Consider the following 25,095-nt stretch of genomic DNA (forward strand, 5'->3'; position numbering starts at 1 on the left):
CATCATTTTCGCGCGCAAGCCCGTTTCTTATAAATCTCCCGCTCTCCATGGATAATGGCGCCAACTTTCACAAGACGCATTTCCGCACGCGAAAACGGTATCCGCGTTCGCTGGAAATGCTCTCAAGGATGGCATCGTGTCTCTACCGCAAAAGCGTTTACTGGCTGATTTTCCTGCCTTCTTCCGGGTGTCGGAAGAGGTGGTTGTCGTCGTTGGCGGCGGCGAGGAAGCTTTGAACAAGGCGCGCCTTGTGGCGCAGACATCCGCACGCCTTCGCATCGTTGCCGAGGAAACGGAACATCATCTGGCCGAGTTCATCGCAAGCCATGGTGTGGAGCATGTGGCGGCACCTTTTGCGCCGGAACATGTCGCGGGCGCAAAGCTTGTTTTCGTGGCGACTGGCGATGAAGCGCAGGATCGCGCCATTGCCGCTGTGGTCAAGGCCGAGAAGGTTCCGGTCAATGTCGTTGACCGTCCTGCCCTTTGCGATTTCCTGACGCCTGCCATCGTCAACCGCGCGCCGCTGACGATTGCCATCGGCTCGGAAGGAAGCGCTCCGGTTCTGGCGCAGATGGTTCGTGCACGTATCGATGCCGCCTTTTCGCCGCGCCTTGGCGAGCTTGCGCATTTCGCCGAAAGCTGGCGTCCGCTGGTCGAGCGCGCATTGCCCAAGGGGCTGGCGCGCCGCAGTTTCTGGCGCGGTTTCTTTTCGGGCCGTGTTGCCAGCGCCATTGAAAATGGCGACCGCGCGGAAGCTTATAAGGCTGCGAGCGACCTGATCGAGCAGCGCGACAATGCCGCCGGTTATGTCTGGCTGGTTGGTGCCGGACCGGGTGCTGAAGACCTGCTGACCTTGCGCGCCCACCGCGCTTTGATGGAAGCCGATGTCATTGTGCATGATGCGCTGGTGCCGGAAGGCGTGATTGCCATGGGCCGCCGCGATGCCGAACGCCTTGCCGTCGGCAAGCGCAAGGGCTGCCATTCCAAAAGCCAGGAAGAGATCAATCGCCTGTTGGTTTCGCTGGGGCGACAAGGCAAGCGCGTTGTGCGGCTGAAATCCGGCGATCCGCTGGTGTTCGGACGCGCAGGCGAGGAAATGGCGGCGCTGCGTGCCGCTGGTATCGGTTTCGAAATCGTGCCCGGTATCACCTCGGCCTTTGCCGCCGCTGCCGATATGGAATTGCCGCTGACGCTGCGCGGTGTCGCCTCGTCGCTGGTGTTCACCACTGGTCACGATATGACGGGCGATGTGCTGCCGGGCTGGGCCAAGCTTGCCGTCTCCGGCGCAACGATTGCCGTCTATATGGGCTCGACGGTCGCGGCATCGGTTGCCGCACGCCTGATTGGTGCGGGCCTGCATGAAGATACCGCCGTGGCGGTGGTGGAAAATGCGAGCCGGCAGGACAAGCGCCTGTTCCACGGCACGCTGAAGGATTTGCCGGATCTGGAAAGCCGCAAGGAGCTTTCCGGCCCGGTCATGGTGATCATTGGCGATGCGGTCGCCGGTGCCGCAATCGACAAAGCCGAAGCGCTGGCCCTCAAGCCGGTTTCCGTCGCAGCCTAAACCCGCAGGATGCGCGGTCAACAAAAGTTTGGAGTTTGGAAATGGTCGTAAAAGTTCTCACTGCAAACCGGCTGATCGACGGGCAGGCTGTGTGGCTCGGTGCCGACGGTTCGTGGCAGGAGACCATCGAAGGCGCGCTGGTTGCGCGCCACGCCGAAGCCGTGACGGCGCTGGAAGACGCGGGCAAGGTTGCAGCGAAAGCCAATCTGGTTGTCGATGTGAATGTGATCGATGTCGAGGAGCGCGAGGAGGGGCTTTACCCGATCCGCCTGCGCGAGCGCATCCGCCTTTCCGGCCCGACCATCGTAACCTTTGGTGATCTGCCCCTCGACAAGCCTGCTTTGAAGCGCGCCTCGTAATATCTGTTGACGCATTTCCGGACCCAAAACCGGTTCGCACTTTTGCTGGAAATGCTCTGATCTGGATTTAGACTATGTATCGTTATGATGAATTCGACCGCGATTTCGTTGCGGCCCGCGTTGCCCAGTTCAAGGATCAGGTCGAGCGCCGCCTGACCGGAGAGCTGACGGAAGAACAGTTCCGTCCGCTGCGCCTGATGAATGGCCTTTACCTGCAATTGCACGCCTATATGCTGCGCGTGGCCGTTCCCTATGGCACGCTGTCGAGCCGCCAGTTGCGAAAGCTCGGCCACATTGCGCGCGTCTATGATCGCGGCTTTGGCCATTTCACCACGCGCCAGAACATCCAGTATAACTGGCCTGCGCTGAAGGACGTGCCGCGCATTCTGGAAGAGCTGGCGGAAGTCGAGATGCACGCCATCCAGACCTCCGGCAATTGCATTCGCAACGTGACTGCCGATCACTTCGCAGGCGCTGCCGCCGACGAAGTGGCCGATCCGCGCCCCTTCGCCGAAATCCTGCGCCAATGGTCGTCGCTGCATCCGGAATTTTCCTATCTGCCGCGCAAGTTCAAGATCGCCATTGTCGGCTCGGACCATGACCGCGCCGCCATTCAGGTACATGACATCGGCTTGCAGCTGAAGAAGAACGAGGCGGGCGATCTGGGCCTTTCTGTCTATATCGGCGGCGGTCAGGGCCGCACGCCGATGGTGGCGAAGAAGATTCGTGACTTCCTGCCCATCGAGGACATGCTGACCTATGTGACGGCCATCGTGCGCGTCTATAATCTGCATGGCCGTCGCGACAACAAATATAAGGCGCGCATCAAGATCCTCGTCCATGAAACGGGCGTTGAAGAACTGACCCGCGAGATCGATGCTGAATGGGAAGAAATCCGCAATGGCGAGCTGAAGCTGCCGCAGCGCGATATCGACTCGATTGAAAGCTATTTCCGCATGCCGAAGTTGCCGCAACGGCCGGAAGGCTGGGAAGTGCTGGCTGTTACCCAGAAGGCCGATGCGGAATTTGCAAGCTGGGTGGCGCGCAATGTCACGCCGCACAAGAACCCGGATTATGCGGTCGTCACCATTTCGCTGAAGCCCATCGGCGGTATTCCCGGCGATGCGAGCGCCGAGCAGATGGAACTGGTGGCGGATATTGCCGAAACCTATTCGTTCGATGAAATCCGCGTCAGCCACGAGCAGAATCTGGTCCTGCCGCATGTGGCTAAGGCCGATCTTGCAGCCGTCTATGATCTGCTGCAATCGGATGGGCTGGTGACGCCGAATGCCGGTCTCATCACCGATATCATCGCCTGCCCCGGTCTCGACTATTGCGCCCTTGCCAATGCGCGCTCCATTCCGGTGGCGCAGCGCATTTCGGAGCGCTTCGGCGACCAGCAGCGTCAGCTCGAAATCGGCGATCTCAAGATCAAGATTTCCGGCTGCATCAATGCCTGCGGCCATCACCATGTCGGTCATATCGGCATTCTGGGCGTAGAGAAAAAGGGTGAGGAACTCTATCAGATCACGCTTGGCGGTTCGGCGGACGAGCATTCGACCATAGGAGAAATCACCGGTCGCGGCTTTTCGTCGGAAGAAGTGGTGGATGCCATCGAAACGGTGGTCGATACCTATCTCGCCTTGCGTGAAAGCCCGGAGGAAAACTTTCTGGCCGCCTATCGCCGCGTTGGCATGGAACCGTTCAAACGCGCGCTTTATGGAGAAATAAGCCGTGCAGCTTGATGCTGAAGAAAGTGCTGCCGCCGAAGCCCGCCTTCTGGAGGCAAGCCACGGCGCGTCTACCCCGCAGGAAGTGATCGCGCTCGTCACGCGCGAACTCTATGACGGGCAGATCGCGGTTGTGTCTTCCTTCGGGGCGGAATCGGCTGTGCTTTTGCATATGATCTCGGAAATCGATCCGGCGATACCGGTACTATTTCTCGATACGGGCAAGCATTTCCGGGCCACGCTCGATTATCGTCACGATCTGGTGGACCGGCTGGGGCTGACCGATGTGCGGGATATCCTGCCGCTTGAGGACAGTCTTAAAAGCGATGATCCGTTCGGCGCGCTGTCGATGACCGATAAGGACCGCTGCTGCTTCATCCGCAAAGTTGAGCCGATGGCGCGCGCCGTCGCGCCCTATCGCGCCTGGATGACGGGCCGCAAGCAGTTTCAGGCATCGACACGCGAAAGCTTGCCGGTGTTTGAATCGGTCGGCCCGCGCATTCGTATCAATCCGCTGGCGCGTTTGCAGGCAGCAGACCTCAAGGCCTACGCTGAAAAGCACGATCTGCCGCCGCATCCTCTGACTGCGCAGGGCTATCGTTCCATCGGCTGCATGCCTTGCACGCGGCCCGTGAACGACGGCGAAGACCAGCGTGCCGGACGCTGGGCGGGATCAGAAAAGACAGAATGCGGCATCCATCTGACTGGCCTTGCCGACAGCCTTAAAACATTGGGAGCCACCGAGCGGAAATGAGCGATATCAACGAAACCAAACTCTGGTCCTCCGATGGCTTTCGCGAAGACGATTATGTCTTTGCCGACGATCTTGAAGCTGCGGGCGATGCCCCGGCGATCATCATTCCGCTCGCCGTCTGGCTCGGCCTAGATGAAGAGCGCCGCCGCGCCTCCAACCGCCGCATCGGCGTTTCGGTTGCGCCGGGCGAAGCGATTGAACCGCTGTTGAATGATCTGGGCAGCCTGCCGCTGATCGCCTTGCAGTTCCCGGCTTTCAACGATGGTCGCTCCTATTCCAAGGCCGAGATTCTGCGCCGCGAAGGTTTTGCGGGTGAGTTGCGCGCCGTCGGCGATGTGCTGATCGATCAGGCGGCGCTGATGCTGCGCACCGGCTTCGACAGTCTTCAGGTGACCAACAAGGTCGCCCAGAGCCGTCTTGGCGAAAACCGTCTGGTCGATACACCCGGTTACTATCAGCCGGGGCGCGGTTCCATTCCGGCGGAAGGTGGGTTCGCCTGGCGGCGGGTAAAGGCTAGTTAGACACATCGCTCAAACTTGCCATTTTTTTGGCTGTCTTGATGCGCTAGATACGCCTTGTCATTTACAGGGAGTCGATGCGTGATCCGGCACATTGTTTTCTTCAGCGTCAAGCAAGGTCAGGATATCGAGACAGTCAGAAAAGGGCTGGAGCAGCTTGCCACCATCCCGCATTCCGAAGTCTTCGAAGTTCTGCCGAATTCCAGGGTCGATCCGATGTGCGACCGCATCGATCTCGTCGTCTATGCCGAGTTCAAGGATGAAGAAGCGCTTTTCGCTTTCAAGAAACATCCGACCTATGACGCCACGACGCAACTCGTGCGCCCGATGCGCGAATTGCGTTTTTCCGCTGATGTTGTCACTGATAAAGAGTAGTTACCACTCCGCCTGTGGTCGTTCCTGAAGTGGCAGGCCGCCGAATAGATCTGGCTCGCTGGAGATTTTGGCGCGCTCGATATTGAGAAGCTTGAGCTTCGTCGACGTACCGCCCGCCGCTGAAAACCCGCCGACCTTGCCGTTGGAACCGAGCACCCGGTGACAGGGCACGATGATCGGAAACGGGTTTTTGCCAAGTGCATAACCGACCGCTTGCGACAGGCTCACGTCACCAAGTCGTCTGGCAATCGCGCCATAGGTGGTGGTTTCGCCCGCCTTCAGTTCGAGAATAATCTCGTAAACCTGCCGGTTGAGGTCGGGGAGCGATTCGAACGCTAGCGGCGTTTGCGAGAAATCCGGCGATCCGCCGTCGAGAAGCGCGCGCACTTTTTCGATGGCTTGCGTTACAAAGGCTGGCACATCGGCCTGAGCATCGGAAAACTGTTCGCCCACCCGCTCACCAAGGCGGTAACGGGTTTCTTTCTCGTCCGTATCGCCGATTTCGACACCAATGACTTTTGCACCGCGCCAGGCAATGCCGCACGGGCCAATCGGCGTCTCAAAGATGGTGATTCCGGACGGTTCCATACGTATCAATATAGCACGGATTTCGCGACGAACGGCGACTGGAAACGATAAGTTGCAACATTTGCAGCGTATGGCGCTGCGAAATGGTTGAAGAACGTTCCGAATAATGATTGTGTGAGCGGGAAGGTCAGGATCGTGGCATGAGAGATTCCATGCCCTTAAATGGCCAAACGGGTCGATATAAGTTTCCGTCGCAGTTTTCGCGAGATCGGAACCGAGGAATTTAAATGGACGATTATGAGCGTTATGCCACGGGGTTAATGATCGTTTTCGGCGCGCTGATCATCGGCGGGCTGATGGCGGCAAACCTTTATCATGGCGACAAGCCGGGTTTTCTCTTCGCGCTTGGTGCTGCGGTCGTCGGCTGGTTTTCAGCTTTCGCCGTTCTTTTCGACAAGCCGCGCGTTTATGGCGTGATGATTGCCGTTGCAATCGGCCTTGTCGCGGCTTCTATCGGTGCCTACGTCACCTGAGAGCCATCAATATTTCGAAGCAGTTGAGAGAAAAGCCCCGCAATGCGGGGCTTTTTCGTTGGTCGCGGCCTTATAGATAAGGCGAATAGCACTGGCGGCGCGGACCGTAATTGGGTTGGAACGTATTGTCATAGGCGCGGTATGACCGATAGCGGCTGTAGCACCAGCGGGTATGCGGGTTGCGGCTGCGGTAAGTCGGTGCCGGACGGTAGGCAGGACCCGGACCCCAGTAACGCCGGTCATGTCTGTAATAGGGCCGGTAACGCGGACGGTCGTAGCGCCAATAGCGCCGGTCGTCGCGATAATCGTAATATTGCACCGTTTGCGCAGTAGGTGCCGATGCCTGAGCCGGTGCCGGGGTAGGGGCCGCCATCAGCGAGGGCTGCGCCGCATTGGCTGTTCCGGCAGCGGCGGACAGGCCCATGCCCAGCGACAGACACGCGGCAAAAACGGAATAACCAAACCTTTTCATAGGTCTCTCCTAATCAAAGCAATCGTTTATGTGCGTATTTTTGCTCGCCCATTGTGGCGGAGCGGTGGCTTTCACCAGTCACGATTTCTTCTGTGCTGCAACAGACCAGGGAGGGAACACAGAGCTGCCTGCAGCCCAAAGCGAGCAGTTTATAGCGGGTACATATAATGCTTCGAGAGCTGAACAATAATTGACATAAAGATATGTTTATGTCATTAAGCGACCTCCTGCGATTGTGCATATCAGAATACAGGCGGTACTCTTATGGCGTCTTCCCTCGACGATCTTTTCGGTGCAACGGCGGCTCAGCCGGATGGTTCGGAGGTGCTGGCCGCGCTGACCAAAGCGGCGCGCGAGCGTATTCTGATCCTCGACGGGGCGATGGGAACGCAGATTCAAGGGCTTGGCTTCCATGAAGAGCATTTCCGCGGTGAGCGTTTCGGCGCCTGTGATTGTCAGCTTCAGGGCAATAATGACCTTCTGACGCTGACGCAGCCAAAGGCCATTGAGGAAATCCACTACGCCTACGCCATTGCGGGCGCGGATATTCTCGAAACCAATACATTCTCCTCCACGACGATTGCCCAGGCCGATTACGGCATGGAAGAGCAGGTCTATGAGCTGAACCGCGACGGTGCGCGCCTTGCGCGTCGCGCTGCCCTGCGCGCCGAGCAGAAGGACGGTCGCCGCCGTTTCGTCGCAGGCGCTCTTGGACCGACAAACCGCACTGCATCGCTGTCGCCGGATGTCAATAATCCCGGCTTCCGCGCCGTCACCTTCGACGATCTGCGTGTTGCCTATGCCGAGCAGATCCGGGGGCTGATCGACGGCGGTTCCGACATCATCCTGATTGAAACCATCTTCGACACGCTGAATGCGAAGGCCGCCGTCTTCGCTTCGGAGCAAGTGTTCGAAGAGAAGGGCATTTTCCTGCCGGTGATGATTTCCGGCACGATCACCGATCTTTCCGGCCGCACCCTGTCCGGCCAGACGCCAACGGCATTCTGGCATTCGCTGCGTCACGCCAAGCCGTTCACCATCGGCCTCAACTGCGCACTCGGCGCCAATGCCATGCGCGCGCATCTGGACGAATTGTCGACCATCGCCGATACGTTCATCTGCGCCTATCCGAATGCCGGTCTGCCGAACGAGTTTGGCCAGTATGACGAAACGCCGGAGGCGATGGCTGCCCAGATCGAGGGCTTTGCCCGCGACGGCATGGTTAATGTGGTTGGCGGTTGCTGCGGCTCGACGCCGGATCATATCCGCGCTATTGCCGAGGCTGTTGCAAAGCACCCGCCGCGCAAACCTGCCAAGGTTGCGCCACTGATGCGCCTTTCCGGCCTCGAGCCTTTCACGCTGACCGAGGACATTCCCTTCGTCAATGTCGGGGAACGCACCAACGTGACCGGCTCCGCCCGGTTCCGTAAACTCATCAAGGCTGGTGACTTCGCCGCCGCCCTTGATGTGGCGCGCGATCAGGTCGCCAATGGCGCGCAGATCATCGACATCAATATGGATGAGGGCCTGATCGATTCCGAAAAGGCGATGGTCGAATTTCTCAATCTGATCGCCGCCGAGCCGGATATCGCCCGCGTGCCGATCATGATCGACAGCTCCAAATGGGAAGTGATTGAGGCTGGCCTGAAATGCGTTCAGGGCAAGCCGGTGGTCAACTCGATTTCGATGAAGGAAGGTGAGGAAGCCTTCATTCATCATGCGAAGCTCGTCCGTGCTTATGGTGCGGCGGTCGTGGTCATGGCGTTCGACGAAACCGGACAGGCCGATACCGAAGCGCGCAAGATCGAAATCTGTAGTCGGGCCTACAAGATTCTGACCGAGCAGGTTGGTTTTCCGCCGGAAGACATCATCTTCGATCCGAACATCTTCGCGGTGGCGACCGGCATCGACGAGCACAATAATTACGGCGTCGATTTCATCGAAGCGACCCGGAAAATCATGGCGACCCTGCCGCATGTCCATGTGTCGGGCGGCGTGTCGAACCTGTCCTTCTCGTTCCGCGGCAATGAGCCGGTGCGTGAGGCGATGCATGCCGTGTTCCTCTATCACGCCATTCAGGCGGGCATGGATATGGGCATCGTCAATGCGGGTCAGCTGGCGGTCTACGATGCCATTGATCCGGAACTGCGCGAAGCCTGCGAAGACGTGGTGCTGAACCGCCGTTCCGACGCGACCGAACGCCTGCTGGAGATTGCCGAACGTTTCCGCGATTCAGGCTCGAAGGAAGCCAAGGCGCAAGATCTGGCCTGGCGCGAATGGCCGGTGGCAAAGCGTCTCGAACATGCGCTGGTCAACGGCATTACCGAATATATCGAAGCCGACACGGAAGAAGCGCGCAAGGCTGCCGAACGGCCGCTGCACGTCATCGAAGGCCCGCTGATGGCCGGTATGAATGTGGTTGGCGATCTGTTCGGGGCGGGCAAGATGTTTCTGCCACAGGTGGTGAAATCCGCCCGCGTGATGAAACAGGCTGTGGCCGTCCTCCTGCCTTACATGGAAGAGGAAAAGCGCCGCAATGCCGAAAATGGCATTGAGGGCGGCGAGCGTCAGAGCGCCGGCAAGGTGCTGATGGCGACCGTGAAGGGCGACGTGCACGATATCGGGAAGAATATCGTCGGCGTCGTGCTGGCCTGCAACAATTACGAGATTATCGATCTCGGTGTCATGGTGCCTTCGCAGAAGATTTTGCAGGTGGCGCGTGAAGAGAAGGTCGATGTCATCGGCCTTTCCGGCCTCATCACGCCATCGCTTGATGAAATGGCACATGTGGCCGCGGAAATGGAACGCGAAGGATTCGACATTCCGCTTTTGATCGGCGGGGCGACCACGAGTCGCGTCCATACGGCGGTGAAAATTCATCCGCGTTACGAGCGCGGCCAGACGGTCTATGTGATCGATGCCAGCCGCGCGGTGGGTGTCGTGTCCAGCCTGCTGTCGCCGGAAGCCAAGGGCAATTATGTCGATGGCATCCGCGAGGAATATGCCAAGGTTGCAGCCGCCCATGCGCGTAGCGAAGCGGAAAAGCAGCGCCTGCCGCTTGCCCGCGCCCGCGCCAATGCGCACAAGCTCGACTGGGACGCATTTGCACCGGTGAAGCCAAGCTTTACCGGCACGAAGACATTCGACGATTACGATCTGGCCGAAATTGCGCGCTATATCGACTGGACGCCATTCTTCCAGACCTGGGAGCTGAAAGGGCGCTATCCGGCAATCCTTGAGGACGAAAAGCAGGGCGAGGCCGCGCGCCAGCTCTGGTCTGATGCGCAGGCTATGCTGACGAAGATCATCGACGAAAAATGGTTCACGCCGAAAGCCGTGGTTGGTTTCTGGCCCGCCAATGCGGTGGGCGACGATATCCGGCTGTTCACCGACGAGAGCCGGAAAGAGGAGCTGGCCACCTTCTTCACGCTGCGTCAGCAGCTTGGTAAGCGCGATGGCCGCCCGAATGTCGCCATGTCCGACTTCGTGGCGCCGGTCGAGAGCGGAAAGCAGGATTATGTCGGCGGCTTCGTCGTCACGGCGGGCATCGGCGAGGTGGCGATTGCCGAGCGTTTCGAGCGGGCCAATGACGACTATTCCGCTATTCTTGTGAAGGCGCTGGCCGACCGTTTTGCCGAAGCCTTCGCGGAACTGATGCATGAGCGCGTGCGCAAGGAATTCTGGGCCTATGCGACCGAAGAAACCTATACGCCGGAAGAACTGATCGGCGAACCTTACAAGGGCATCCGCCCGGCTCCGGGTTACCCGTCACAACCCGACCACACCGAAAAGACCACCCTGTTCCGTCTGCTCGATGCAACGGCGGAGACGGGTGTGGAACTGACCGAAAGCTATGCCATGTGGCCGGGCTCGTCGGTTTCGGGCCTCTATATCGGCCACCCGGAAAGCTATTATTTCGGTGTCGCCAAGGTGGAGCGCGATCAGGTCGAGGATTATGCAAACCGCAAGGGTATGAGCGTCGGGGAGGTGGAGCGCTGGCTCGCGCCGATTCTCAATTACACCCCCGGCAATGTTACGGACGAAGCGGCATAGCCGACGCAGCTGTCACAACCTCAAGAAGAAGGGCCTCGCACGTTGCGAGGCTTTTTTGTTTGCAATATTTCTTATCCCACGATGGCATAACTGTTTAAAAACAGAGGTTTTGCGAAATTCACGCTGCTTTTTGGAAGCAATCCTTCTGGAGAGAGTTACAGGAAAATGCTATTTAAGGCTGTGCGTTCGAAATTTTGTGAGCGTTAAAGTTGTATTGTGCGTAAGTTATTGAAAACAAAATATTAGGATGGCAGCAATGAAATGGGAATTGTTATGCGATGCCATGCAGTCCGCCGGTAATGCGGACAAATTGTTTGAATATGTAAAAAAATATGCCCGCGAAATCGGCTTTGATCATGTTTCTTATGTCATGTCGGTTCCGTCCTTGAATGGGGCGGTCAAATGGGTGCGTTACGAAGATATGCCGAAAGGCTGGACTGCACTCTATGCCAGCAAAAAATATGTTGAGATCGATCCCCTTGTCCGGCTGGGCCTGCACAGCATCGACCCGCTGGTCTGGTCGCCGAAGCTTTTTGCCGAAACGCCGCAATTATGGGCCGATCTGCAAGCGTTTGGCCTGAAGGTCGGTATTTCACAACCATGCTGGGCGGCACAGGGCGTGTTTGGAATGTTGACATTCCTGCGCAGCGGCCAGCCGCTGACCGCAGCCGAAGTCACCGCCCTGCGGCGTCAGTTGCAGATGGTGACCAATCTCCTGCATCTGTCGATGTTCGAACTGGTCAATGTGCCGCGTCTGAATTGCGCCGGTGAAGTCTGTCTGACGGCACGGGAGCGTGAAATCCTGCGTTGGACGAGTGAAGGAAAAACCGCCGAAATTATCGGTGCGATCCTCAATATTTCGACCCGTACCGTCAATTTTCATATCAGCAATGTACTGACGAAGCTTGTTGCAGTGAACAAGGTTCAGGCAGTCGCCAAGGCGCGTACCTTCGGCCTGCTCTGATCCACTCTAAGCCCCACGGCGGTTTGGCCCGTTGGGTGCTTTCAAAAATCTCCCTCCAAAAACCGTTCCATCCTTATCGCGCGCGGCAGAAGATGCCCGGCGGTGGCCGCTCTTTTGAGCAAGAATTTGCCCGGCGTGAACGCTCCAAAACTGCTAAATATCACAATTTTAGTAGGATTTTCCGACATTTACGCCAAATTTCACTTTTTGCCGGCGGCGCAAGTTTGTTCCGGCCTTGTGCGAAAGACTGCAAGTTTTTGGCGCAGGCAATCGCGAATACGCGAAAGCATTCTTTCACTTTTCGGCTTCTTTTCACGACAATGCGCGCAACTTAGCCAGGGTGCCGATTTCGCTCCGTCAGAACCGTAATCCTGCTTTCTCGTCTCTATCCGGTTTCCGGGAGTTAATGTCGTGCATCATGCATCCCTGACCAAGAATTTGACGCATCTGCAACGTCTCGAAGCAGAAGCGATCCATATCTTTCGCGAAGTCGCAGCAACCTTCTCCAATCCGGTGATGCTCTATTCGGTGGGCAAGGATTCGTCGGTCATGATGCATCTGGCGATGAAGGCGTTTTATCCCGCACCACCGCCCTTTCCCTTTCTCCATGTCGATACGACCTGGAAATTCCGCGAGATGATCGAATTCCGCGACGCACAGGCGCGCGAAAAGGGTTTCGAGCTGCTGGTACATATCAATGAGGATGGCGTGCGCGAGGGCGTCGGCCCATTCACCCATGGTTCGAATGTCCATACCCATGTCATGAAGACAGTCGGTCTGCGGCAGGCGCTCGACAAGTACAAGTTCGATGCGGCTTTTGGCGGCGCGCGTCGCGATGAGGAAAAATCCCGCGCCAAGGAGCGCATTTTCTCATTCCGCAATGCGCAGCATGGCTGGGACCCGAAGAACCAGCGGCCTGAAATGTGGAAGATTTACAATACGCGCGTTGCGGCGGGTGAATCGATCCGCGTCTTCCCGCTCTCCAACTGGACCGAGCTCGATATCTGGCAATATATCCTGCAGGAAAACATCCCCATCGTGCCGCTCTATTTCGCCGCCCGCCGTCCGGTGGTGGAGCGCGACGGCATGCTGATCATGGTCGATGACGACCGCATGAAGCTGCGCGATGGTGAAAAGGTGGAAGACCGGCTGGTGCGTTTCCGCACGCTTGGCTGCTATCCCCTGACCGGGGCAATTGAATCCAGCGCCTCCAGCCTTTCGGATATTGTCGAGGAAATGCTGATCGCCCGCACGTCGGAACGTCAGGGCCGTGCCATCGACCGCGATGAAGCCGGTTCCATGGAAAAGAAGAAGCGCGAGGGCTATTTCTGATGAATGCCGTGTTGAAGCCTTCCGTAACCAGCGCAGCGGTGACCGAGTTTCTGGCCGATCAGGAGCGCAAGACGCTCTTGCGGTTTCTCACCTGCGGCTCCGTCGATGATGGCAAATCCACGCTGATCGGGCGTCTGCTCTATGACACCAAGCTGATCTTCGAAGACCAGCTTGCAGCGCTTAAGAATGACAGCCGCAAATTCGGCACGACAGATGACGATTTCGACTTCGCGCTTCTGGTTGACGGTCTGGAGGCCGAGCGCGAACAGGGCATCACCATCGATGTCGCCTATCGGTTCTTTTCCACGCCGCGCCGCAAGTTCATCGTCGCCGATACGCCGGGCCATGCGCAATATACGCGCAATATGGCGACGGGGGCTTCGACCGCCGATCTGGCCGTGGTGCTGATCGATGCCCGGCAGGGCGTTCTGACGCAAACGCGCCGCCATTCCTTCATTGCCTCGGCGCTCGGCATTCGCAATATCGTGCTCGCGGTCAACAAGATCGACCTTGTCGATTTCTCGCAAGAGGCCTTCGACCGCATCGTTGCCGATTATATGAGCTTCGCCAAAGATCTCGGTTTTGCCAGTATCCAGCCGATCCCGCTTTCGGCCCGCTATGGCGACAATGTCACCAGCCTGTCGCCGCGTATCGACTGGTATGACGGCCCGCATCTGCTCGAACATCTGGAGACCGTGCGCATCGATACGGAAACAGCAGCCAGGCCATTCCGCTTTCCGGTGCAATATGTGAACCGGCCCAATCTCGATTTTCGCGGTTTTTCCGGCACGGTAGCTTCCGGCTCGATTGCGGCAGGCGACACGGTCGTCGTGGCTAAATCCGGCAAGCAGTCGCGGGTAAAGCGCATCGCGACCTATGATGGCGATCTGCCCCGCGCCTCGGAAGGACAGGCCGTCACGCTGGTGCTGGAAGACGAGATCGAAGTTTCACGCGGCAATATGCTGGTCGGCGCGGAAGCACGGCCGGAAGTGGCGGATCGTTTCGCAGCCAATATCGTCTGGTTCGGCGAGGACGCCTTGCAGCCCGGACGGTCCTATCTCCTGCGCACCGAAACCGACCAGACGCCGGTGACGGTCAGCGAGATCAAATATCGGACCGATGTGAACACATTCGCCCGTGAGGATGCGGCCCATCTGGACCTCAACGAGATCGGCTTGTGCCACCTCCAGACGGCCGACCCGATTGTGTTCGACGCTTACGCCGAGAACCGCGTCACCGGCGCTTTCGTGCTGATCGACCGGGTGTCCAACGCGACCGTTGGTGCCGGAATGATCGACAGCGCGCTGCGTCAGGCAACCAATGTGCATTTGCAGGCTTTCGACCTCGACGGAAAGGCGCGGGCCGCGCAGAAATTCCAGAAGCCAGCGGTGCTGTGGTTCACCGGCCTTTCGGGATCGGGCAAGTCCACCATCGCCAACCGGCTGGAACAGCGCCTGCACGCGCTGGGCAAGCACACCTATCTGCTCGATGGCGACAATGTCCGCCATGGCCTCAACAGCGATCTTGGTTTCTCCGATGCGGATCGGGCGGAAAACATCCGTCGCGTCGGCGAAGTGGCGCGGCTGATGGCCGATGCCGGGTTGATCACGCTGGTTTCGTTCATTTCCCCGTTCCGCTCGGAGCGCGACACGGTTCGCGCGCGGCTGCCGGAAGGGGAGTTCATTGAAATCTTCGTCGATACGCCGATTGAGGAATGCATTGCGCGTGACCCAAAGGGTCTTTATGCGCAGGCGCTGCGTGGCGAAATCAAGTCCTTCACGGGCATCGATTCGCCTTATGAAGCGCCAGCCTCGCCGGAACTGCGCCTCGATACGACGGGGCGCAATGTTGACGAACTGGTCGCGGAAGTAGAAAAGTATCTGGCCGAGCGTGGTATCATCGGCAGTTATGGTAGCGATTCCTGGTCGATCTGAGCGATGAACATTCCAGCCTCTCCCAAAGCAGACCCGAATGGCGCAGCCCTGCTGGCCGTTTTTGAACAAGCAGCGCTTGAGGCTGGCCGGGTCATCATGAAGCATTATGTCGATGGCTGCGCCGTCGAACATAAAAAGGATGAATCGCCCGTCACGGAAGCAGACCGCGCCGCCGAGGCGATCATCCTTGCCGCACTTTCGTCGGTCGCGCCCGATATTCCGGTCGTGGCCGAGGAGGAGGTTTCCGCGGGCCGCCTTCCAGCCCATATCGGACGGCGCTTTCTGCTGGTCGATCCTCTGGATGGCACGCGGGAGTTTCTGCTGCGCAACGGCGATTTCACAGTCAATATCGGCCTGATCGAAGATGGCGTGCCGGTCACGGGCATCGTCTATGCCCCGGCGCGCAATCTGCTTTTTACCGGCACGGGCAACCGCGCCGAGGAAGCGGAAACCACTGCGGATCACAAGATTGCCCGCCGGCGTGCAATCCGAGCGCGGGAAGGTGCCGCGGAACGCATTGCCGTGTGCAGCCGTTCGCACAACACGCCCGAAACCCAGCGCTTTTTGCAGGCAAATCAGATTTCCGGCCATGTTTCGGTCGGTTCGTCGTTGAAGTTCTGTCTGATCGCGCGCGGTGAGGCGGATATCTATCCGCGCTTTGCCCCGACCATGGAATGGGACACGGCGGCTGGCGACGCTGTGCTGCGTGCCGCAGGCGGCATGACCGCCACCCTTGACGGCAAGCCGTTCGCTTATGGCCAGCGCGCCGGACAGGGCGTGAAGGGCTTCGCCAACCCGCATTTCGTCGCCTATGGCGCGGGCTTTACGCCCGTCTTTCCGGCGGAAGTGCTCTGATCCTGTGACATTTATGAGCAGGTTTGAGTGTGGCGGCAAAAAAACTGCGTCATGCACTTGCGGCATCAAAAATGCAGCGTTATAAGCCGCCTCAACGGTTGCGCCACTGGCTGCGACCGACTGGTTCGGAGTGTAGCGCAGCCTGGTAGCGCACCTCGTTCGGGACGAGGGGGTCGGAGGTTCGAATCCTCTCACTCCGACCATTCAGATGCTGGAAGCTGTTCCCGATTTTTCCAGAAACTCTTCCCTTCGCACATATTTTTCTATTGCTGGCGACCGAAAACCGACATGCGCATGAATTCGCCGTCATATTCGGCAAGCGCCACCAGACGCGCGCGATCCAGAATCTCGACCCGGTTGGAACGGAACAGCACAAGCCCTTCCTCGCGCAGATCCCGCAACATGCGATTGAGGTGGATCGGCGTCAGGCCAAGCGCATCGGCCAGCTGATATTGCGTCAGCGGACAATAATAGGAATCGGGATCATCGACGCAGCTGGCCTTGACCCGGTCAGACAGTTCCAGGAGCAGATGCGCGGTGCGGACATAGGCGCTGCGGCGTCCGACATTGGTGAGATGCTCGATCAGCATGGCGCGCTGTCGTGACAAAAGCTCAATGAAGATCATCGCCAGACGTGGCACGCGCCGAATGGCGCTTTCAAGCGAAGCCACTGGAATTTCAATGACTTTCATCGGCGTAATGGCCGATATCGTATTGTAGCTATAGCCGTCGGCGGTGCGAAGGCCGATGAAATCGCACCGCATCGGAAAGTCGATGATCTGCCTTTGCCCGCCGGACAGGTCGCGATAGACACAGCCCCAGCCGGACACGACCATATGCACGTTTCTGACGCGCTCGCCCTGTTCGATGATGATGGTATCGGAGGTAAAACTGTTCTCGGTGACGACAAGCGAAGCCAAAGCACCAATGGCATGTGCGTCGAGGTCCGCCAGAATCGGCGAAGATTCCAACAAGTCGATCAGCGCCCCCACGGAAGGTGCCGCGATGCCTCTACCACTATGCATAACACTTCCGCACTAAACGAAAGATATAGTTTTATATCTTCCTATTGTTTAAGTCGCTCTTACGGACAAGATAAATTTTCGTACTTGCTAACATAAATTAATGACACGATTGCTGCGAGGTAGCAATATTGGGCCATTGGATGGGGGAATTTCGTTAATATAAGTCATAAGCATAATTTAAATACCGAACCTGTGACGGCGGGAACGGCGGATCACTGTGTAGGAGTAAGTAACCTTCGTGCCGGGGAGACGCGCCGATGTTGGATGCAAGGGGTGCCAGCCTGTGGGCTGTACCGGAAGATAGAGATAATGGAGCGGTCGGTGTCGGCGTTCTGCCGAACAGTGATCGCCATCTGCTGCTTGTGTGCAAGAGCAATCTGGAGCGGGAGTGCCTTTTCAACGGGCTCCTGATGAATGGGCTGAAAATGCCGGTGACGTGCTATGCGTCCATCGAGCAGGCAAAGCTTTTCAGCGGAAGCGCCGTCATTCTGCTGCATATCGGGGCCAAGCGGCTTGCCGATCCGTTCTTTTCCGAAGAAATTCGATCTCTCGTGGAGATGTGGGCGCCATCGCCGATTGTGCTTCTCGCCGAGCGGGAGGAATGGGCGCAGGTCGTGCGGGCCATGGAAATTGGCGCGAGGGGGTATATTCCAACCTCCGTCGATGTCAGGGTCTGCGTCGAGGCGATCCATCTGGCGAGCGCGGGCGGCATGTATATTCCAGCCTCCATGGCTGTCAAAGCGCCGCCGCCCGATATTGACGAGGATGCGCTGGGCGAATTGCTGACGGCGCGCGAAATCGAGGTGGTTCATGCGATTCGTATCGGTCGCTCCAACAAGGTGATCGCTTTCGAACTCGGCATGAGCGAAGGCACCGTGAAAGCGCATGTTCATAACATCATGCGCAAGATCGGCGCCGCCAACCGGACCGAAGTGGCCTGCAAGCTGCACAATATGTACAATAACGGCCTGGGAGACGATTGAGCGGTTTCAGACGTCCAGCATATGTGCAAGGCGGTTGCTTTCTCTTCGAAAACAGAGACATTACAGGCTCGCAATTCTAACAAACTCAGCGCGGGCAAAAAATGCAGCTTACCCCTCGTCACAATGCAATTCTGGAACTCGCCCGCCGACAGGGGCAGGTTCTGGTGGACGATCTGGCCGCGGCTTTTGACGTGACGCCGCAGACCGTGCGCAAGGATCTCAACGATCTGTGTCGCGCACGGCTGCTGCGCCGCATCCATGGCGGCGCGCTCTATCCGTCCGGCGTGGAAAATATGGAATATGAGGCGCGCCGCCGGATCGCCGCCCGCGAGAAGGAATCGATCGGCAAGGCCGCAGCCGATATCATTCCGGATGGCGCATCGCTGTTCATCAATATCGGCACTACGACCGAAGCGGTCAGCCATGCCCTGATCGATCACAGCGAGCTGATGGTCATCACCAACAATATCAACGTGGCCAACACGCTGCGCGTGCACACCTCTATCGAAGTGGTCATCGCCGGCGGCGTGGTCCGCTCGTCCGACGGCGGTATTGTGGGCGAGGCGGCGGTCGATTTCATCCGCCAGTTCAAGGTCGATTACGCCATCATCGGTGCGTCGGCGATGGATGAGGACGGCGCGCTGCTCGACTTCGATTTCCGCGAAGTGAAAGTCGCACAAGCGATTATCGCCAATGCGCGCCACGTCATTCTGGTGTCCGATTCCACCAAGCTGGAACGCACCGCACCGGTGCGCATCGGCCATATTTCGCAGATCAATACCTTCATCACCGACCGTTGCACCTCGCAGCAGCTGCGCGATCTTTGTTCAGAACATGAGGTTGAGCTGATCGAAACGCTCCCTGTCTGATCCAAAAGCCGCCATGCCGGGCTGCAAATGGCAATTTCTGCGCTTCCGGTGCTCACGTACAAAAAAGTACGCTGCGCTCCGGTTCTCGAAATCACCATTTTCGCCACGGCCTGCCGTTTTTTGATTCAGACAGTCAGCGAGAGAAGTCAAAGCACGGCGGTTTCGTTTATTTTCGCTTTGCTTTCATATTAAATAGTTTTATATTCGCTTTGGTGTTTCTGAGGCGCGTGCTGTCACGCGCCCTAAAATGAATGTTCGAGCGTCTGTCTGCTGCAAGCGCTCTGAAACCGCTTTTAAGGTTTGCCATGGCGCAGGAAGACATATTCGACATTTTCGTTATTGGTGGCGGCATCAATGGATGCGGCATTGCGCGTGATGCGGTTGGGCGCGGCTTTTCCGTCTTCCTGGCGGAAATGAACGATCTGGCGAGCGGCACCTCATCCCGTGCCACCAAGCTGATCCATGGCGGCCTGCGTTATCTGGAGCATTACGAGTTTCGTCTGGTGCGCGAGGCGCTGATGGAACGCGAGGTGCTGTGGGCGAATGCGCCGCATATCATCCATCCGATGCGCTTTGTGCTGCCCTATCACAAGGGCGGCGTGCGGCCCGCGTGGCTGTTGCGGCTGGGCCTGTTCCTCTACGATCATCTGGGCGGGCGCAAGAAACTTCCGGCGACACGCACATTGAATATGCGCACCGACGCCGCCGCCAAACCGCTGAAGCCGCTTTTCACCAAGGCATTTGAATATTCCGACTGCTGGGTCGATGATGCCCGTTTCGTGGCACTGACTGCGCGCGATGCTTCCGACCGTGGCGCGTCGATCCGTACGCGGACCAGAGTTGTGGCGGCGCGCCGCGACAGCCAGGGCTGGACGGTGACAGTCGAGGACACGGAGACTGGGCGTCGCGAAGAAATTCGCGCCCGCCTGCTGGTCAATGCCGCCGGTCCTTGGGCCGACAAGGTTTTGCAGGGCGTCGAGGGCGATCGCCAACTGCACAATGTCCGTCTCGTGCAGGGCAGCCATATCGTGGTGCGCAAGAAATTTGCCGATCCACGCTCCTATTTTTTCCAGAACAATGATGGGCGCATCATATTTGCAATCCCGTATGAAGATGATTTTACCCTGATCGGCACCACCGATCAGGATTACAAGGGTGACCCCGCCAAGGTGGCGATCACCGAGGCTGAAACCGATTATCTCTGCGCGGCGGCAAGCGAATATTTCGCGGAGCCGGTGCGGCGCGAAGATGTGGTCTGGACCTATTCCGGCGTGCGCCCGCTCTATGATGACGGCGCCAGCAAGGCGCAGGAAGCAACGCGCGACTATGTTCTGAAGGATGATGCGCCAGCCGGTCTTGCGCCGCTGATCAATGTCTTTGGCGGCAAGCTGACGACTGCGCGCAAACTTGCCGAGCACATGATGGAAAAAATCGAACATCATCTGGGCAAAAAGGGCGCGCCGTGGACCCATGGGGCAGCGCTGCCGGGCGGGGATTTTCAGGAAGTTGCTTTCGAAAGCGAGTTACGGAAAATACAGTCGGCTTATCCATTTCTGTCGCCAGACCATGCGCGTCGCCTGTTCCGGCTCTACGGAACGCGCGTCCATCACCTGCTTGGCAAGGCCGCATCACTTGCCGATCTTGGTCGCCATTTCGGCGCCGATCTCTATGAGGCGGAAGTCACCTATCTCATTGAAAATGAATGGGCTTGCACGGCAGAGGATATCCTTTGGCGGCGCACAAAACTCGGCCTTCGTCTGAATGCGGCAGAAGTAGAGGGACTGAATAATTACCTGCAAGACGAAGAAAAAATGCAATCCCGATTTGTTGCTGGCGCTTAATCGCAATCAAATGTTTGTAATTTTCAATTATTCTTTGACGTGATAGTTTACTAATGTACTTAAAGACTTTTTATACTTGAAAATTTTAAAACAGTACTTTATGAATGCGGTGCGGATGCTGATCGTTTCCTCCCGATACCACTCGGACTGGTGTATTTTTGTCCGGGTGTCATCACTTAGATTGGTTCCGCACCGTTCATGCAATCGTCTCTCACGAGGCGCATACCCCTGACAATACAGACCTCCCATCAGTTGACCTTGCGGCCCGGCGGCTATCTCCGCCGGGCCGTTTTTTCGTCGTTTCGATGATGCGCTTGCCAGTTGTGGGGGAAAAAGCCATTATTCATTGACGAGCATTCCGGCAAGACTGCGCAGCGGTGCTGCATTCGGGCATGTTCAAGACGAATTCAGCGGTTCCAGCCTTCCTGGGAGGAGAAAGATGGGTGCACCGCAAGAAAGGGTTCATGCGGACCGTATTCTGTCCGCAATCCACACCGGCGGGTCGGCCCGCTCGGCGCTGGTGGCGTCGTGGCAGCGTTCTGCCGAATTGCACAAGCTCGATCCTGCCGCCCCCGGTGCGGTGCGCACACTTTCCGAAGGCGAATTCCGCACCGCGCATGAGCGGGTGGAGCGGCTGGTCAGCGTGGCGCAGGCCAGCATGGATCGCCTTTACCTGGCGGTCGGCGGTGTCGGCTGCTGCGTGCTTCTGGCCGATAGCGAAGGCGTGCCGGTCGAGCGGCGCGGGGCGGCCAGCGATGACGACACCTTCTATCGCTGGGGCCTCTGGACGGGCGCGGTATGGAGCGAGGAAAGCGAAGGCACAAACGGTATCGGCACCTGTATTGTCGAACAGCGCGCGCTGACCATTCACCGCGACCAGCACTTTCATTCGCGCAATGTCGGACTGTCCTGCACGGTGGCCCCGATCCACGATCATCAGGGTCGCCTCATGGCCGCGCTCGATGTTTCATCCTGCCGCTCCGATCTGACGGAAGCCTTTGCGCAGCTCATTTCGGTGGCGGTGATCGACGCGGCGCGCCGGATAGAGGCGGAAAATTTCCGGCAGGCTTTTCCAAAGGCGCGCATCATGCTTGCGCCCAGTGTGGACCGCAGCGGCGGCGCCTTGATCGCGGTCGACAAGGACGATCTGGTAATCGGCGCGACACGAGCTGCGCGTCTGGCGCTCGGCCTTGACGATGCGGCGCTGGCGGGCCCGCTGCCTGCTGCCGATATTCTCGGCTGGAATGCCGATCCGCGCGAGGATATGGCGGAGTCGGAACGCGGCGTCATCCTGCGGGCGCTGGCCCGCGCGGAAGGGAATATTTCCGCCGCCGCAGGGCTTCTGGGCATCAGCCGGGCGACGCTGCATCGCAAGCTGAACCGTCTCAAGATCATTCGCCCTCATTGAACTGCTGGCAAAATCATCTGACGCAACTGTCTCAATATTGCGACACATGATCTTGCGAGCATGGAATGGCGGGATGACTCTTCCCCGCTATCGCGCGATCCTCCCTGTTGAAGCGCTGTAGGAGCGGCGTTAACTCGGGAGGAAGTCATGAATAAGGTTGAATTCAGCCGGACGGTGAAGCCGGCTTTTGCCAAACGTTATGGCAATTTCATCGGCGGCAAATGGGTCGAACCCAAGTCGGGTCGCTATTTTGAAAATACCTCACCGGTCAATGGCCAGGTTCTGTGCGAAGTCGCGCGTTCCGACGCGGCGGATGTTGAAGCCGCGCTCGATGCCGCTCATGCCGCCAAGGAAGCATGGGGTCGCACAAGCGTTGCCGAACGCGCGCTGATCCTCAACCGCATTGCTGATCGCATCGAGGAAAACCTGCCTGCGCTCGCTGCCGCCGAAACATGGGACAACGGCAAGCCGATCCGCGAAACCACCGCTGCCGATCTTCCGCTGGCCGTCGATCACTTCCGCTATTTCGCCGGTGTCATTCGCGCGCAGGAAGGCGGCATTTCGGAAATCGACCACGACACGGTCGCCTACCACTTCCATGAACCGCTGGGCGTTGTCGGCCAGATCATTCCGTGGAACTTCCCGATCCTGATGGCGGTGTGGAAACTGGCCCCGGCGCTGGCCGCTGGCAATTGCGTGGTGCTTAAGCCCGCAGAACAGACCCCGGCCTCTATCCTCGTCCTGATGGAACTGATCGGCGATCTGCTGCCCGCAGGCGTGGTCAATGTGGTCAATGGTTTCGGTCTCGAAGCAGGCAAGCCGCTGGCATCCAGCCCGCGCATTGCCAAGATCGCTTTCACCGGCGAAACCACGACTGGCCGCCTCATCATGCAATATGCCAGCCAGAACCTCATCCCGGTCACGCTGGAACTTGGTGGCAAGTCGCCCAACATCTTCTTCAAGGACGTCGCAGCCGAAGATGACGACTTCCTCGACAAGGCCATCGAAGGTTTTGTCATGTTCGCGCTCAATCAGGGTGAAGTCTGCACCTGTCCGAGCCGTGCGCTGGTTCATGAATCGATCTACGACAAGTTCATGGAAAAGGCGCTGAAGCGTGTGGAAGCCATCGTGCAGGGCGATCCGCTCGACCCGGCAACGATGATCGGCGCGCAGGCATCGAGCGAGCAGCTTGAGAAGATCCTCAGCTATCTCGATATCGGCCGTCAGGAAGGCGCCGAAGTGCTGACCGGCGGCGAGCGCAATGTCCTGCCGGGCGATCTGGCGGGCGGCTATTACGTCAAGCCGACCGTGTTCAAGGGCAACAACAAGATGCGCATCTTCCAGGAAGAAATTTTTGGACCGGTCGTGTCTGTTGCAACCTTCAAGGACGATGCGGAAGCGCTGTCGATTGCCAATGACACGCTCTATGGTCTGGGTGCCGGTATCTGGACCCGTGACGGTACACGCGCCTATCGCTTCGGTCGCGCCATTCAGGCGGGCCGCGTGTGGACCAACTGCTACCACGCCTATCCGGCCCATGCGGCCTTTGGCGGCTACAAGCAGTCGGGCATCGGTCGCGAAAATCACCTGAAGATGCTGGAGCATTATCAGAACACCAAGAACATGCTCGTCAGCTACAGCCCGAAAAAGCTTGGTTTTTTCTGAGGTCTGAATATCGCGCGTTTCAATGCGGAGAAGATGTCTCCGCATTGCGTCTAATCAAAGAGCATTCCCGTCTTCCATGTCAGTATTGCGTTGGAAGAACGGTATCAGTTCACCCTCCCAAGGGGACTGTCGAAGGGGCCTGGGCGAAAATGCCCGGGCGACCCTTTCGGCCCATAAGTGTCACGCGGCTGGCTGGACGCGGCAACAGGGTGCACCATATTTCCGACTACATTTCTTCCGTCCCGCATCGGGGAACAGCTTGAAAGAAACTCAATTCGATAACGAAGGAGAGACTTTATGGCCAAGACAATGAAAGCGGCAGTGGTACGAGAATTTGGCAAGCCGTTGACAATCGACGAAGTGCCGATACCTGAGCCGGGACCGGGTCAGATTCAGGTTGCCATTCAGGCTTCCGGCGTCTGCCATACCGATCTTCATGCCGCCGAAGGCGACTGGCCGGTGAAGCCCAATCCACCATTTATCCCGGGTCATGAAGGCGTTGGTTTCGTGTCGGGCGTGGGGGCTGGCGTCAAGCATGTGAAGGAAGGCGACCGCGTTGGCGTTCCATGGCTTTACACGGCCTGCGGTCATTGCCGCCACTGTCTCGGCGGCTGGGAAACACTCTGCGAGGAACAGCTCAATACGGGCTATTCGGTCAATGGCGGCTTTGGGCAATATGTGGTGGCCGATCCGAATTTCGTCGGCCATTTGCCAAAAAATATCGATTTCAACGAGATCGCCCCGGTGCTCTGTGCCGGTGTCACGGTCTATAAGGGCCTCAAGGTGACCGACACCAAACCGGGCGACTGGGTGGTGATTTCCGGTGTCGGCGGTCTTGGCCATATGGCGGTGCAATATGCCAAGGCCATGGGGATGAATGTTGCGGCCGTCGATATCGACGACAAGAAACTCGACCTTGCCCGCAAGCTTGGTGCGACGGTGACGGTCAATGCCAAGACGCACAATGATCCGGCAGCCTATATCAAGAAGGAAACCGATGGCGGCGCGCAAGGCGTACTGGTGACGGCAGTTTCGCCGATCGCCTTTGAACAGGCGCTCGGCATGGTGGCGCGCGGTGGCACGGTATCGCTGAACGGCCTGCCGCCGGGCGATTTTCCGCTGTCGATTTTCAACATGGTGCTGAACGGCGTCACCGTGCGCGGGTCCATCGTCGGCACTCGCCTTGATCTTCAGGAATCGCTCGACTTCGCCGCCGACGGCAAGGTCAAGGCAACCATCCGCACCGAGAAACTGGAAGATATCAACTCCATCTTCGATGACATGCGCAAGGGCAATATTGAAGGCCGTGTCGTGATGGATCTGACGCAATAAA

Annotated in this window: 21 protein-coding genes and 1 tRNA gene; 19 read left to right on the plus strand and 3 right to left on the minus strand. The window is 58.2% G+C overall.

Annotated elements, in window-relative coordinates; all coding sequences use genetic code 11:
* Positions 1-136: 136 nt before the first annotated feature.
* The 6 genes from cysG to HWD97_RS05715 all read left to right on the plus strand — a co-directional run bounded on the left by cysG (position 137) and on the right by HWD97_RS05715 (position 5,300).
* The gene (gene cysG, locus HWD97_RS05690) at positions 137-1,564 is read left to right on the plus strand and encodes a siroheme synthase CysG (protein WP_121537138.1); all 1,428 of its coding nucleotides are present in this window, start codon (positions 137-139) and stop codon (positions 1,562-1,564) included.
* 41 nt (positions 1,565-1,605) lie between these two features.
* Positions 1,606-1,923, plus strand: coding sequence for a DUF2849 domain-containing protein (locus HWD97_RS05695; protein ID WP_121537140.1), 318 nt, complete (start codon positions 1,606-1,608; stop codon positions 1,921-1,923).
* A 74-nt stretch (positions 1,924-1,997) separates the two neighbouring features.
* Entirely contained in the window at positions 1,998-3,668 is a 1,671-nt protein-coding gene (locus HWD97_RS05700) for a nitrite/sulfite reductase (RefSeq protein WP_121537142.1), read from the plus strand.
* Positions 3,658-4,407, plus strand: a complete 750-nt coding sequence (locus HWD97_RS05705; protein WP_121537144.1) for a phosphoadenylyl-sulfate reductase — start codon at positions 3,658-3,660, stop codon at positions 4,405-4,407. Before HWD97_RS05700 ends, HWD97_RS05705 begins: the two co-directional genes overlap by 11 nt.
* A complete protein-coding gene (locus HWD97_RS05710) occupies positions 4,404-4,928 on the plus strand; it encodes a DUF934 domain-containing protein (RefSeq protein WP_109368203.1) in 525 nt (174 codons plus the stop codon). Before HWD97_RS05705 ends, HWD97_RS05710 begins: the two co-directional genes overlap by 4 nt.
* A gap of 78 nt (positions 4,929-5,006) precedes the next feature.
* Complete coding sequence (locus tag HWD97_RS05715; protein WP_109368204.1) at positions 5,007-5,300, plus strand: Dabb family protein; 294 nt, start codon at positions 5,007-5,009, stop codon at positions 5,298-5,300.
* Here the strand turns inward: HWD97_RS05715 and HWD97_RS05720 are convergent, their stop codons facing one another.
* Complete coding sequence (locus tag HWD97_RS05720) at positions 5,301-5,888, minus strand: methylated-DNA--[protein]-cysteine S-methyltransferase (RefSeq protein WP_371834861.1); 588 nt, start codon at positions 5,886-5,888, stop codon at positions 5,301-5,303.
* Positions 5,889-6,115: 227 nt separating this feature from the next.
* Here HWD97_RS05720 and HWD97_RS05725 point away from each other — a divergent pair, with 227 nt between their 5' ends.
* The gene (locus HWD97_RS05725) at positions 6,116-6,361 is read left to right on the plus strand and encodes a hypothetical protein (RefSeq protein WP_006465911.1); all 246 of its coding nucleotides are present in this window, start codon (positions 6,116-6,118) and stop codon (positions 6,359-6,361) included.
* A gap of 70 nt (positions 6,362-6,431) precedes the next feature.
* On the opposite strand, the gene HWD97_RS05730 is transcribed toward HWD97_RS05725, so the two are convergent.
* Positions 6,432-6,833 (minus strand): BA14K family protein, encoded by a 402-nt coding sequence (locus tag HWD97_RS05730; RefSeq protein ID WP_121537146.1) that lies wholly within the window; start codon positions 6,831-6,833, stop codon positions 6,432-6,434.
* A 264-nt stretch (positions 6,834-7,097) separates the two neighbouring features.
* On the opposite strand from HWD97_RS05730, the gene metH reads away from it, so the two are divergent.
* The 6 genes from metH to HWD97_RS05760 all read left to right on the plus strand — a co-directional run bounded on the left by metH (position 7,098) and on the right by HWD97_RS05760 (position 16,174).
* Positions 7,098-10,886 (plus strand): methionine synthase, encoded by a 3,789-nt coding sequence (gene metH / locus HWD97_RS05735; protein ID WP_371834862.1) that lies wholly within the window; start codon positions 7,098-7,100, stop codon positions 10,884-10,886.
* 256 nt (positions 10,887-11,142) lie between these two features.
* Positions 11,143-11,850, plus strand: coding sequence for a LuxR family transcriptional regulator (locus tag HWD97_RS05740; RefSeq protein WP_121537448.1), 708 nt, complete (start codon positions 11,143-11,145; stop codon positions 11,848-11,850).
* Positions 11,851-12,261: 411 nt separating this feature from the next.
* On the plus strand, positions 12,262-13,182 hold the full coding sequence (gene cysD, locus HWD97_RS05745) for a sulfate adenylyltransferase subunit CysD (protein WP_140024441.1): 921 nt from the start codon (positions 12,262-12,264) through the stop codon (positions 13,180-13,182).
* On the plus strand, positions 13,182-15,116 hold the full coding sequence (cysN, locus tag HWD97_RS05750; protein ID WP_371834863.1) for a sulfate adenylyltransferase subunit CysN: 1,935 nt from the start codon (positions 13,182-13,184) through the stop codon (positions 15,114-15,116). Before cysD ends, cysN begins: the two co-directional genes overlap by 1 nt.
* A gap of 3 nt (positions 15,117-15,119) precedes the next feature.
* Positions 15,120-15,971 carry a 3'(2'),5'-bisphosphate nucleotidase CysQ gene (gene cysQ, locus HWD97_RS05755; RefSeq protein WP_121537154.1) on the plus strand — a complete coding sequence of 284 codons (852 nt, stop codon included), beginning with the start codon at positions 15,120-15,122 and terminating at the stop codon, positions 15,969-15,971.
* A 126-nt stretch (positions 15,972-16,097) separates the two neighbouring features.
* A tRNA-Pro gene (locus HWD97_RS05760) sits at positions 16,098-16,174 on the plus strand.
* 60 nt (positions 16,175-16,234) lie between these two features.
* Here HWD97_RS05760 and HWD97_RS05765 read toward each other — a convergent pair.
* Positions 16,235-16,996 (minus strand): Crp/Fnr family transcriptional regulator, encoded by a 762-nt coding sequence (locus HWD97_RS05765; RefSeq protein ID WP_371834864.1) that lies wholly within the window; start codon positions 16,994-16,996, stop codon positions 16,235-16,237.
* Between the two features lie 257 nt (positions 16,997-17,253).
* On the opposite strand from HWD97_RS05765, the gene HWD97_RS05770 reads away from it, so the two are divergent.
* From HWD97_RS05770 to adhP, 6 genes are all read left to right on the plus strand, one after another.
* Positions 17,254-17,979, plus strand: a complete 726-nt coding sequence (locus HWD97_RS05770; RefSeq protein WP_109368211.1) for a response regulator transcription factor — start codon at positions 17,254-17,256, stop codon at positions 17,977-17,979.
* 101 nt (positions 17,980-18,080) lie between these two features.
* Complete coding sequence (locus HWD97_RS05775) at positions 18,081-18,848, plus strand: DeoR/GlpR family DNA-binding transcription regulator (RefSeq protein ID WP_109368212.1); 768 nt, start codon at positions 18,081-18,083, stop codon at positions 18,846-18,848.
* A 305-nt stretch (positions 18,849-19,153) separates the two neighbouring features.
* Positions 19,154-20,689 (plus strand): glycerol-3-phosphate dehydrogenase, encoded by a 1,536-nt coding sequence (gene glpD, locus HWD97_RS05780; protein ID WP_121537450.1) that lies wholly within the window; start codon positions 19,154-19,156, stop codon positions 20,687-20,689.
* A gap of 439 nt (positions 20,690-21,128) precedes the next feature.
* Positions 21,129-22,097, plus strand: a complete 969-nt coding sequence (locus HWD97_RS05785; protein WP_109368213.1) for a GAF domain-containing protein — start codon at positions 21,129-21,131, stop codon at positions 22,095-22,097.
* 147 nt (positions 22,098-22,244) lie between these two features.
* Positions 22,245-23,762: an aldehyde dehydrogenase gene (gene adh / locus HWD97_RS05790; protein WP_109368214.1), complete on the plus strand. Its 1,518-nt coding sequence runs from the start codon at positions 22,245-22,247 to the stop codon at positions 23,760-23,762.
* Between the two features lie 297 nt (positions 23,763-24,059).
* On the plus strand, positions 24,060-25,094 hold the full coding sequence (gene adhP / locus HWD97_RS05795; protein ID WP_121537158.1) for an alcohol dehydrogenase AdhP: 1,035 nt from the start codon (positions 24,060-24,062) through the stop codon (positions 25,092-25,094).
* Position 25,095: the final 1 nt, after the last annotated feature.

The sequence above is a fragment of the Ochrobactrum sp. C6C9 genome (assembly GCF_022627935.1).
GTDB classification, from domain to species: domain Bacteria; phylum Pseudomonadota; class Alphaproteobacteria; order Rhizobiales; family Rhizobiaceae; genus Brucella; species Brucella teleogrylli.

Bases quoted from the DNA above. Each gene is read 5' to 3' on its own strand.
- HWD97_RS05695 (WP_121537140.1), top strand. From the start codon at position 1,606: ATGGTCGTAAAAGTTCTCACTGCAAACCGGCTGATCGACGGGCAGGCT.
- HWD97_RS05700 (WP_121537142.1), top strand. From the start codon at position 1,998: ATGTATCGTTATGATGAATTCGACCGCGATTTCGTTGCGGCCCGCGTT.
- HWD97_RS05710 (WP_109368203.1), top strand. From the start codon at position 4,404: ATGAGCGATATCAACGAAACCAAACTCTGGTCCTCCGATGGCTTTCGC.
- HWD97_RS05720 (WP_371834861.1), bottom strand. From the start codon at position 5,888: ATGGAACCGTCCGGAATCACCATCTTTGAGACGCCGATTGGCCCGTGC.
- HWD97_RS05725 (WP_006465911.1), top strand. From the start codon at position 6,116: ATGGACGATTATGAGCGTTATGCCACGGGGTTAATGATCGTTTTCGGC.
- HWD97_RS05730 (WP_121537146.1), bottom strand. From the start codon at position 6,833: ATGAAAAGGTTTGGTTATTCCGTTTTTGCCGCGTGTCTGTCGCTGGGC.
- metH (WP_371834862.1), top strand. From the start codon at position 7,098: ATGGCGTCTTCCCTCGACGATCTTTTCGGTGCAACGGCGGCTCAGCCG.
- HWD97_RS05740 (WP_121537448.1), top strand. From the start codon at position 11,143: ATGAAATGGGAATTGTTATGCGATGCCATGCAGTCCGCCGGTAATGCG.
- cysN (WP_371834863.1), top strand. From the start codon at position 13,182: ATGAATGCCGTGTTGAAGCCTTCCGTAACCAGCGCAGCGGTGACCGAG.
- cysQ (WP_121537154.1), top strand. From the start codon at position 15,120: ATGAACATTCCAGCCTCTCCCAAAGCAGACCCGAATGGCGCAGCCCTG.
- HWD97_RS05765 (WP_371834864.1), bottom strand. From the start codon at position 16,996: ATGCATAGTGGTAGAGGCATCGCGGCACCTTCCGTGGGGGCGCTGATC.
- HWD97_RS05770 (WP_109368211.1), top strand. From the start codon at position 17,254: ATGTTGGATGCAAGGGGTGCCAGCCTGTGGGCTGTACCGGAAGATAGA.
- HWD97_RS05775 (WP_109368212.1), top strand. From the start codon at position 18,081: ATGCAGCTTACCCCTCGTCACAATGCAATTCTGGAACTCGCCCGCCGA.
- glpD (WP_121537450.1), top strand. From the start codon at position 19,154: ATGGCGCAGGAAGACATATTCGACATTTTCGTTATTGGTGGCGGCATC.
- HWD97_RS05785 (WP_109368213.1), top strand. From the start codon at position 21,129: ATGGGTGCACCGCAAGAAAGGGTTCATGCGGACCGTATTCTGTCCGCA.
- adh (WP_109368214.1), top strand. From the start codon at position 22,245: ATGAATAAGGTTGAATTCAGCCGGACGGTGAAGCCGGCTTTTGCCAAA.
- adhP (WP_121537158.1), top strand. From the start codon at position 24,060: ATGGCCAAGACAATGAAAGCGGCAGTGGTACGAGAATTTGGCAAGCCG.